The organism is Candidatus Cloacimonadota bacterium (genome assembly GCA_034661015.1).
Taxonomy (GTDB): domain Bacteria; phylum Cloacimonadota; class Cloacimonadia; order JGIOTU-2; family JGIOTU-2; genus JAYEKN01.
The window spans coordinates 1-8,744 of the sequence record JAYEKN010000170.1 but is presented as its reverse complement, the minus strand read 5'-3'; the positions used below and the strand labels follow the sequence as shown (position 1 = coordinate 8,744).

Sequence of the window (8,744 nt, the reverse complement as noted above, 5' to 3'; positions counted from 1 at the left end):
CGCCTTTTGCACAAACGGTAATGGGCAAGTCAAAGAAAATAAAATTGATTTAAGAACAAGGATTAACGATTTTAGATATAAGAAGTTAGAAAAAAGATGCATAAGTTCGAATTAGAAATAAATCAAAAATCGCTAATCGTTAATCATTGTTCTGAGATCAAAAAAAAGGAAATGTAACTGAAAATTTGGCCCATTATTTTTGCTAACCTTCATAGAACCCTCGTGCGTTCCCTAATGTCTTCGGAAGCAAACTTGACATCTTAAAGCACTGTTTGGTAATATTAAATTTTATGAGGTGTCAGGGACCATTCCCTGACACGATTCGGCACGGATTGGTCCATGCCGACTCTATGACTTCAGCACGGATTTAAAAATATTATAGAGGTGTCAGGGACCATTCCCTGACACGATTCGGCACGGATTGGCCCATGCCGACTCTATGACTTCAGCACGGATTGAAAAATATTATGAGGTGTCAGGGACCAATCCCTGACACGAATACAAAAGGAAATTAATGAATAAAGAAGCTAAAAGCAGTTTTCCGATCAATCAAATTGCCGTAAAAGAACATGGAATTAACTCCGCACTGATAAATTTCAAGGGCGAAATTGAATTTCCATCTTACGATGCGATTAAAAGATTCATCCATAACATTAATGAAAAAAAAGGTGACGAAAACCGATCGAAGAAATTTGTTAGTGCCGGTGATTTATATGGAATTTCCGTAATTTCCAGAATAAATCGAAAAATAATTGAGATTTTTGAGCAACAAAACCAAATTGATCTTTTCTCGGAAGCCTATAAAGTTTTAGCAGACAGGTTAGATAATGAAGATGTAAAACACCTTTCAGAAATTTTTATAAATAAATATCTCCCGTCAGATCCAAAAATCAGCAAACAAAAATTTACCAATGCAGAAATTTTAAAAAAATTATTTGAAATTTGGTTTATCAATTCCAATCCTGCTTTTAGACGGTATGATTTTCTCTTTTCCGAAAAAGGGATTTTTGCGAAAACAATTTATAAGGATGTGATAAATTTTTTGAATGATCATTTTAAAGACCTGCCAAATTTTGGAGACAGCCAAATTTCTCTTTTGGAATTTATAAAATTACCTTCCAAACTGAATCCGGATTCTATCCACTCCCAACTAATTTTTATCAAGGAAAACTGGGCAAAATATCTTACTGATGATTCGTTTATTTTGCTTGGAATTGATTTTCTTGAAGAGCAAAACAAGTTCAGATCTCAGGGACCTGGTCCAACAAATATTTATACTTTTGATCAGGATTATGACGAAGATGAAGGGCGGGAAAGATTTACAGAAGATAAAAATTGGATGCCGAAGGTCGTTTTGCTAACCAAAAGCACGTATGTTTGGTTGGATCAACTCAGCAAAAAATTTAAAAGAAATATTAGCAGATTGGATGAAATCCCGGAAGAAATTTTTATCGAACTTTCTCAATCCGGATTCAATGCTCTCTGGCTGATTGGAATCTGGGAAAGAAGCGAAATTTCCAAAATAATCAAAAGACGCTGCGGACAAGACGATGCAATGGGTTCTGCTTATTCGATAAAAAAGTATGATATTGCCGAGAATCTTGGCGGGTGGGAAGCGTATGAAAACTTACAAGAAAAAGCATTAAGGCATAACATAGTTCTCGCCTCAGATATGGTTCCGAACCACACGGGAATGGATGCGGAATGGGTTCTGCATCATCCTGAATGGTATATTCAAGCAAAAAATTCTCCCTTCCCAGTCTATAAATTTACAGGTGAAAATCTATTAGCAGGAAATAAGTTTGAGCTCAAAATTGAAGACGGTTATTACGACAATTCTGATGCAGCCGTAGTTTTCCAATGGAAAAATCTGGAAAACGGTGAAACGCGTTTTATTTACCATGGCAATGATGGAACCAACCTGCCATGGAATGATACTGCTCAATTAAATTATCTCAAAAAGGAAGTAAGAGAAACCATCATAAACAAGATTCTCGAGATAGCGAAGCGGTTTCACATTATTCGCTTTGACGCTGCTATGACTTTGGCAAAAAAACATTATCAGCGTTTATGGTTTCCTCTTCCGGGAAAAGGTGGGGCAATTCCTTCGAGAGCGGAATACGGTTTAACGAGAGCCGAATTCAACAAGTTTTTCCCCATGGAATTCTGGAGAGAAGTTGTCGAAAGAATAGAAAATGAAGCCCCAAACACACTTTTGCTTGCAGAAGCATTTTGGATGATGGAGGGATATTTTGTGCAAAACCTTGGAATGCATCGGGTTTACAATAGTGCTTTTATGAACATGCTCAAAGATGAGGAGAACGAAAAATATAAAAAAACGATATTCAATGTCTTGGAACACAATCCCCAAATTCTCAAACGATTTGTAAATTTCATGAGCAATCCGGACGAAGAAACTGCGATATATCAATTTGGAAAAGGAGATAAATATTTCGGAATTTGCATCCTGATGTGCACCATGCCGGGACTACCAATGTTTGCTCATGGGCAGATCGAGGGCTATCGTGAAAAATACGGAATGGAATATAAGCAAGCAAAATATGATGAAAATACAGATTACTCCCTTGTCAAACGGCATCAAAAAGAAATTTTTCCTCTCCTGAAAAAACGAAATGTGTTTGCGGAAGTGGATTCATTTTATCTGATGAATTTTTACAATTTCCAGGGCGAAGTAAACGACAATGTGTTTGCATATTTGAATGGCAATACCACCGAAAAAGCCCTCGTGATCTTCAACAATAAATACGAAGAAACCGAAGGATTTATCAAAAATGCCAGTTATCCTCACAGAAAAAATGGAAAAACAGTATGGCAGGAATTTGGTCTCGCAGATCTGCTGAATTTACCAAACTCAGAAAAACATTTTCTAATCTTGAAAAATATGCCGGATGGTCTGGAGTATATTTTCAGATGTGATACACTTCATTCGGATGGTTTGGAAATAAAATTAAATGCCTACAAATATTTTGTTTTTATGAAAATGAAAACTGTTGAAGAAAGACAAAATACTTTTTATGGCGAAGTTTATAAACACCTTAAGGGCAAGGGGGTGGAAAGTATCGAAGTGGAACAGAAGCGGATCAAACTGCTTCCACTCTTGGAAAAATTTGCTCAACTGATCAAGCCGATATCTATGAAATATTTGGTAGAGCATTTTAGAGACAATCAGCAAAAAACCACTGAACCGAAATTTGAAGAATACGGTTTTCGCATTGAAGAATTTTTAATGAATCTCGCGGATTATCTTAAACTCGATAAAAATATTTCAAAAACGAAACAGAAAATTATTTCCGATATAACAAAATTGTATAAACTTCATAACAATTTTGAGTTTGGAAATTATCTATCCCAAAGTAAGTTAGGCGTTATTTCCATATTTTATTGGTTACTTCTGGAGCGAATTCGTGAAATGGCAAATCCGGCTGGAGATATTGATTTTCTGTTGGATGAACTTTTATTCGGGAATGAGATAAGGGAGAATATTTTCAAAATTTTTCCTGAAATAAATAAAAACGATTTTATGAATAAATTGAAAATCGGGTGCAAATATTCGACTCTGTTCAAAACAGTGCATAAGGCAGAAAATACTAAGACCGTAAAGCAATTCTTTGAAGACAGGAAAGTGAGAAAATACCTTTTAGTGAATATTTACGACGATGTAGAGTGGTATAATGCGGAGAGATTCGAGGAACTGATCTATCCCCTGCTTTTTATTAATTTTCTAAAATCGGATGTTCAGGTTGATTCATCCAAAAATATCAATGAAATCTTCACCTTTTTCAAAGGGATTTTTCAGGCTCATAAAAAATCAAATTATAAAGTGAAGAAGCTTTTGCAAAATATTATAGAATCGGAGGATAGTTATGGAAAATAATACGAATCTCGAATATGGACGAGAAATATCCGAAGAATTTCGGGCGATTACTCCCAAAAGAAAAAAACCGATCATACTTATTATCACTCCGGAAATAACCGAACTCCCTGAAGGAATGGGTAATGCTGCTAATTTGATAACTGCAAAAGGTGGCGGACTTGGTGATATTTCCGCAGGTTTGGTGAGTTATGTGGAAAAAAGTGGTAAATATGAAATTCACATTGTTCTGCCAAAATACGACAAGAAAATTAAAAGAGTTAGCAAACTTACAAATACTGAAATCGAAAAATTAATAGTGATCTTGAGTCGCAAGGGAATCCATCTTGTAAACGATAGTGCCTTTTCTTACATTCAAAACCCTTATGATGAAGACTCGGTTCACAGACCTGTAGCAAAATCATTCGCCCTGCAGAGATTCGTGATAAATAACCTGCTGGATTTTTTGCAACCGGATGTTGTTCATTGCAACGATTGGATGACCGCTCTTATTCCGGCAGCAGCAAAGGCAAAGGGCATCAAATCGCTTTTCACTCTTCATAATATTTTCACAGAAAAACAAACACTCTATTCCATAGAAAAAAGCGGGATACGACCATTGGATTTTGTAGAAGATCTGTATTTTGAAAAATTTCCGGTAAATCTAAAAGATAACTGGAGAAAATATTATCGCACAAATAAAGTGGACTTTACTTCGAGTGGAATTCTGGCTTCCGACTATTTTAATACGGTGAGTAAAACTTTTCTTCAAGAATTGGTTAATGATTATTTTCCTGATCTTGTACCTCGTCCGATCTATCAGGTGATAAAGCAGAAATATAACGAAGGAAAAGCAGTCGGAATTCAAAATGCTCCGAATGAACGGATTGACTCACTGCTGATGGATGGAATCATAAATTTCTCTTCAAAAAATCTTTCTGAAAAAAAAGCGGAGAATAAAATTATTTTTCAGCAGGAAATGAAATTACCGATTAAACCCAACACCCCTCTGTTTTTTTGGCCCAATCGGTTATACGACCAAAAAGGACCGGATATTCTGGTAAATAATCTGGAATATTTTCTCAATAAATACAATTTTCAACTTGCAGTTGTTGCAGATGGGGATGCCAAAATTGAGAAGCAATTGATCAAATTGGCGGCAAAATTTTCAAATGTTGCTTATCATCATTTTGTGGATGAATTGAGCAATTTGGGAAAAGTTGGCTCGGATTTCATCCTGATGCCATCCCGATACGAACCGTGTGGAATTCCGCAAATGGAAGCCCTTCGATTCGCAACTTTGCCAGTGGTGCGAGCAACCGGCGGACTGAAAGACACAGTTCAGCAATTGAATATTAAGGACAACACCGGGAACGGATTCCTTTTTGAGATGGCAGATAAATACGGATTGGAATACGGAATGAAAAAGGCGATAGATTTTTACAAAATTTCTTCCGATGAAAAAATCCGGATTCTAAAACGGATTATGCACGAAGGCTATGAACGATTTAATCTCAAAAATACTGCCCAAGAATATATAAATATTTATGATAAATTGATTGGAGAGAAATAGGGAGAAGTTTTTTTTGAGTATGTGTAAAGAAAATGGGATGAAAATGATAAAATATTTATAAAGTTTGACAAAATGCTTTAAAAGAATTTATAGGTGATTTTTTCGTGAGATTCGTAGGTTTGGAACGTGATGAAAAAACTGCTATTGCAAAAACATATTATCAAAAATTGCCGGAAATTTTATCTACTCACAAAATAATCGTCCTTGACCCAATGCTTGCAACAGGAGGTTCTTTGAGTAAAACTATTATTGCTCTAAAACAAAAAGGAGCAAAAGACATAACTTTCGTGGGAATCGTCTCTGCTCCGGCTGGAATAAAACGAATTACAGACACCTTCTCAAGCGTTGTAATAATTACAGCTGCCATAGATGAAAAATTAAATGAACAAAAATTCGTTGTGCCCGGAATAGGTGATTTTGGAGATAGATATTTTGGGAATTAGATTTTTTACAGTCCCCTTTTCCCTTTTATAAATCTTTTAGAATAAAAGCCATAAAAAAACCCCCACAACAAAAGCTGTGGGGGCAAAATCAATTTTCAAGTTTAAATCGAATTATCTCATAAGGATCATTTTTTGAGTTGCATTATAGCCATCTGTTTCTAATCTGTAGAAATAGATTCCATTTGCAACCGATTGACCATTACTGTTTGTACCATTCCAACTAATCGATTGCGAACCGTCTTTAAAATTTCCATTAGTAAGGGTGTTAATCTTTTCACCCTTGATATTGTAAATGCTGATAGAAACTTTGGCAGGATTCTTCAAAGAGAAATCAATATTTGTGCTATTGGCGAACGGATTGGGGAAGTTGTTGTTCAATTTTGTAATAAATTCATTTGAACTACCTGGAGTTACAGCTTGTGCACCAGCCAAAAATTCTACGATTGGTCCAACTGCTTCTTCAAGTGTATTTGTTCCACCAAGTCCAGTAAGTTGGAAAGAAGTTCCAACAGTTTTATGTGTTCCACTATCATAAGCAACACCACAATCATAACCGGCAGAGGGGTTCATAAATATTGTTTCAGAACCTGTTCCTGCGGTTGGTTGAATTTGATCAATCCAATTGTTTTCGCCTGTATATGTCCAGGACAATCCCGCAAGTAAATTCTGACCATCTACACTTGAAAGATCACTTGATCCATCTGCTAAGGCAGTAATTCCGAAAAGTGGACCAAAGTCGTATGCTCCCTGATATTGAGGATCATAATACCACATGTCTCCACCTTCCATATAAGCACTTCCACCATTATTTAGATAATCAATCAATGGTTGAGCTTCTGCTTCAGGTAGGGGATAATTGCTGGAATAAATTCCAAGAAGGACAAATACTGCTTCTATACTTGAAGTAAGAGGATAATCGTCAAAACTTGTTGCAAGTCCAACTTGTCCGTTGTAACAATCTTGAATAGCTGCTTGTAGAGTTGCACCAGGTCCGGTAGGATCAAGGTCAACAATTACGATGCCGGAGAATGCTGACCCAATCCAAATAGCATCGCTAGTTGCTTCAGCACCATCACCTACTGAGTTGTAGGCTTGGATAGTGTAAGAATAATAATCAGGGGCGGGGATATTTTCATCAAGCCACTCGGTAACTTCACCGATAATCTCGAAGATTTCACCATCAGAGCGGAGAGCGTGATAACCAAGAATCGATTCATTAAAAGGTCCGCCGTGCATTCCTTCGGTTGGATTTACCCAACTAACCAAAGCAGCCAGGTCATCAGTGCTTGCATCTTCTACGGTTAGGTCAGTAACTGCACCAGGCACATCTTCACCTATCCAAGCACTTGCTGAGGCAGATAAGCCATCACCAAAACTGTTATAAGGAATAACTGAGTATTCATAAATTCCTGAAGCGGCCATACCAGCATCGGTATATGATTCAGTTCCACCGATTATAGGAGAGGAGGAAGTATAGATCAGTTCATCGCCTCTATAAAGTTCAACAGAAGTCAATTCAGTTAAAGGATCACCATTAACCTGAACACTTGGATTTAACCAATCAATATCTGCTGATAATGCACCACTCGCATCCGGAATAACTGCCATGTCGGTTGGTTGACCGGGAGCATTCGGATCTGCAGTAACTGCCAGTTCATAAGCACCGATAAGGTTGGGATCTTGCTGAATATTTATGAGTAAAGCAAATAAACCGTCATCATTTACATAAGTACAACATCCGCCAGCTGATCCGGAAACATATCCGGGCATATCACTTGCATCGTGCATTACGCCCGTAAGTGATTGGGTGGCAATATCAAATTGCTTTAATTCGACTAATGAACCCGTTTGGCAAAAAAGCCAAAGATATGGTCCATCGGCTGTCCAAGGATCATAAGCACTACCATAAGTAGATTCTGCAATACCGGCAATATTTCCGTAAATTTGTGCACCGGTCATTGTGATTGCACCAATTTCTGCCCAGTTACCAACCCAGAAACCACCGTTTCCACCATCAAGTTCAGGGTCATAAGCAATATGACGAATTCCGGTAACACCAGCACAACTGGCACTGATAGTTTCAACTAATGTTTGACCTTCAAGGTCCATTTTCTTCAAAGACATATCGGCAGCTGCCCCATAGAAATATTCGCCATCATAAGCCATATCGCGAATACATGTCGCTCCGGCAATGTCAAATTCTTCTACAAAAGTCCCGTCCATATCAAATTTATGGAAAGTAACTTCGCCTGTGCGCCAGTCTGTTGTGAAGATATGGGTGTCATTCGTTTCTATGCCAGGTTGACCGGCATCAATGTCCGGAAAACTATAAAGAACATCCCAAACTTCATCAGAAGCGTTTGCGGGGTTGTTTGAGGAAATTCCAGCAAAAGGAGAAATATCTTCAATAGCTTGAACATATTTTTCTTTGGCGGAAAGTCCTACAACGAAAAAAACCATCATTAGTACAATAAGTACTTTTTTCATAATTTTAATCTCCAAATCTTTTTTTAATGTTGTTTTCATTTTTTTCTCAATAAACAAGAATTTTTTTAAATAAATTAACATATAATAATACCTAATTTAGAAATGAACAGATTTTATAGGCTCCCACCTATATTTAACGAATTAAATAAAACATATAGAACATATTAATAAACGATATAACAATATTCTCTATATTTCATACATAATTCTGCAAAGGAAAAAAAGGTAATTCTTTGTCAACTATTTTCTAATTAAAACTTGACTTCAATTGTTCTTTTTTACAAAGTCAAAAACCGTATAATTTATTCCTGTCCGGTACGGGAAAACATACGAAAAAACATTTTCGTTTTTGAGAAATGAGTCTAGATTC

Annotated in this window: 3 protein-coding genes and 1 pseudogene; 3 read left to right on the top strand and 1 reads right to left on the bottom strand. The window is 36.6% G+C overall.

The window, feature by feature from the left end:
• Positions 1-514: 514 nt before the first annotated feature.
• From U9P79_06500 to upp, 3 genes and pseudogenes are all read left to right on the top strand, one after another.
• A complete protein-coding gene (locus U9P79_06500) occupies positions 515-3,895 on the top strand; it encodes an alpha-amylase family glycosyl hydrolase (GenBank protein ID MEA2104272.1) in 3,381 nt (1,126 codons plus the stop codon).
• The gene (locus U9P79_06495) at positions 3,885-5,444 is read left to right on the top strand and encodes a glycogen/starch synthase (protein ID MEA2104271.1); all 1,560 of its coding nucleotides are present in this window, start codon (positions 3,885-3,887) and stop codon (positions 5,442-5,444) included. The genes U9P79_06500 and U9P79_06495 overlap by 11 nt, the downstream gene beginning before the upstream one ends.
• Before the next feature lie 83 nt (positions 5,445-5,527).
• Positions 5,528-5,887 (top strand): annotated as a pseudogene (gene upp, locus U9P79_06490) (uracil phosphoribosyltransferase).
• 111 nt (positions 5,888-5,998) lie between these two features.
• On the opposite strand, the gene U9P79_06485 reads toward upp, so the two are convergent.
• Positions 5,999-8,413, bottom strand: a complete 2,415-nt coding sequence (locus tag U9P79_06485; protein ID MEA2104270.1) for a FlgD immunoglobulin-like domain containing protein — start codon at positions 8,411-8,413, stop codon at positions 5,999-6,001.
• Positions 8,414-8,744 lie beyond the last annotated feature (331 nt).

Coding starts and splice junctions, on each gene's coding strand:
- U9P79_06500 (MEA2104272.1), top strand. CDS start 515: ATGAATAAAGAAGCTAAAAGCAGTTTTCCGATCAATCAAATTGCCGTA.
- U9P79_06495 (MEA2104271.1), top strand. CDS start 3,885: ATGGAAAATAATACGAATCTCGAATATGGACGAGAAATATCCGAAGAA.
- U9P79_06485 (MEA2104270.1), bottom strand. CDS start 8,413: ATGAAAACAACATTAAAAAAAGATTTGGAGATTAAAATTATGAAAAAA.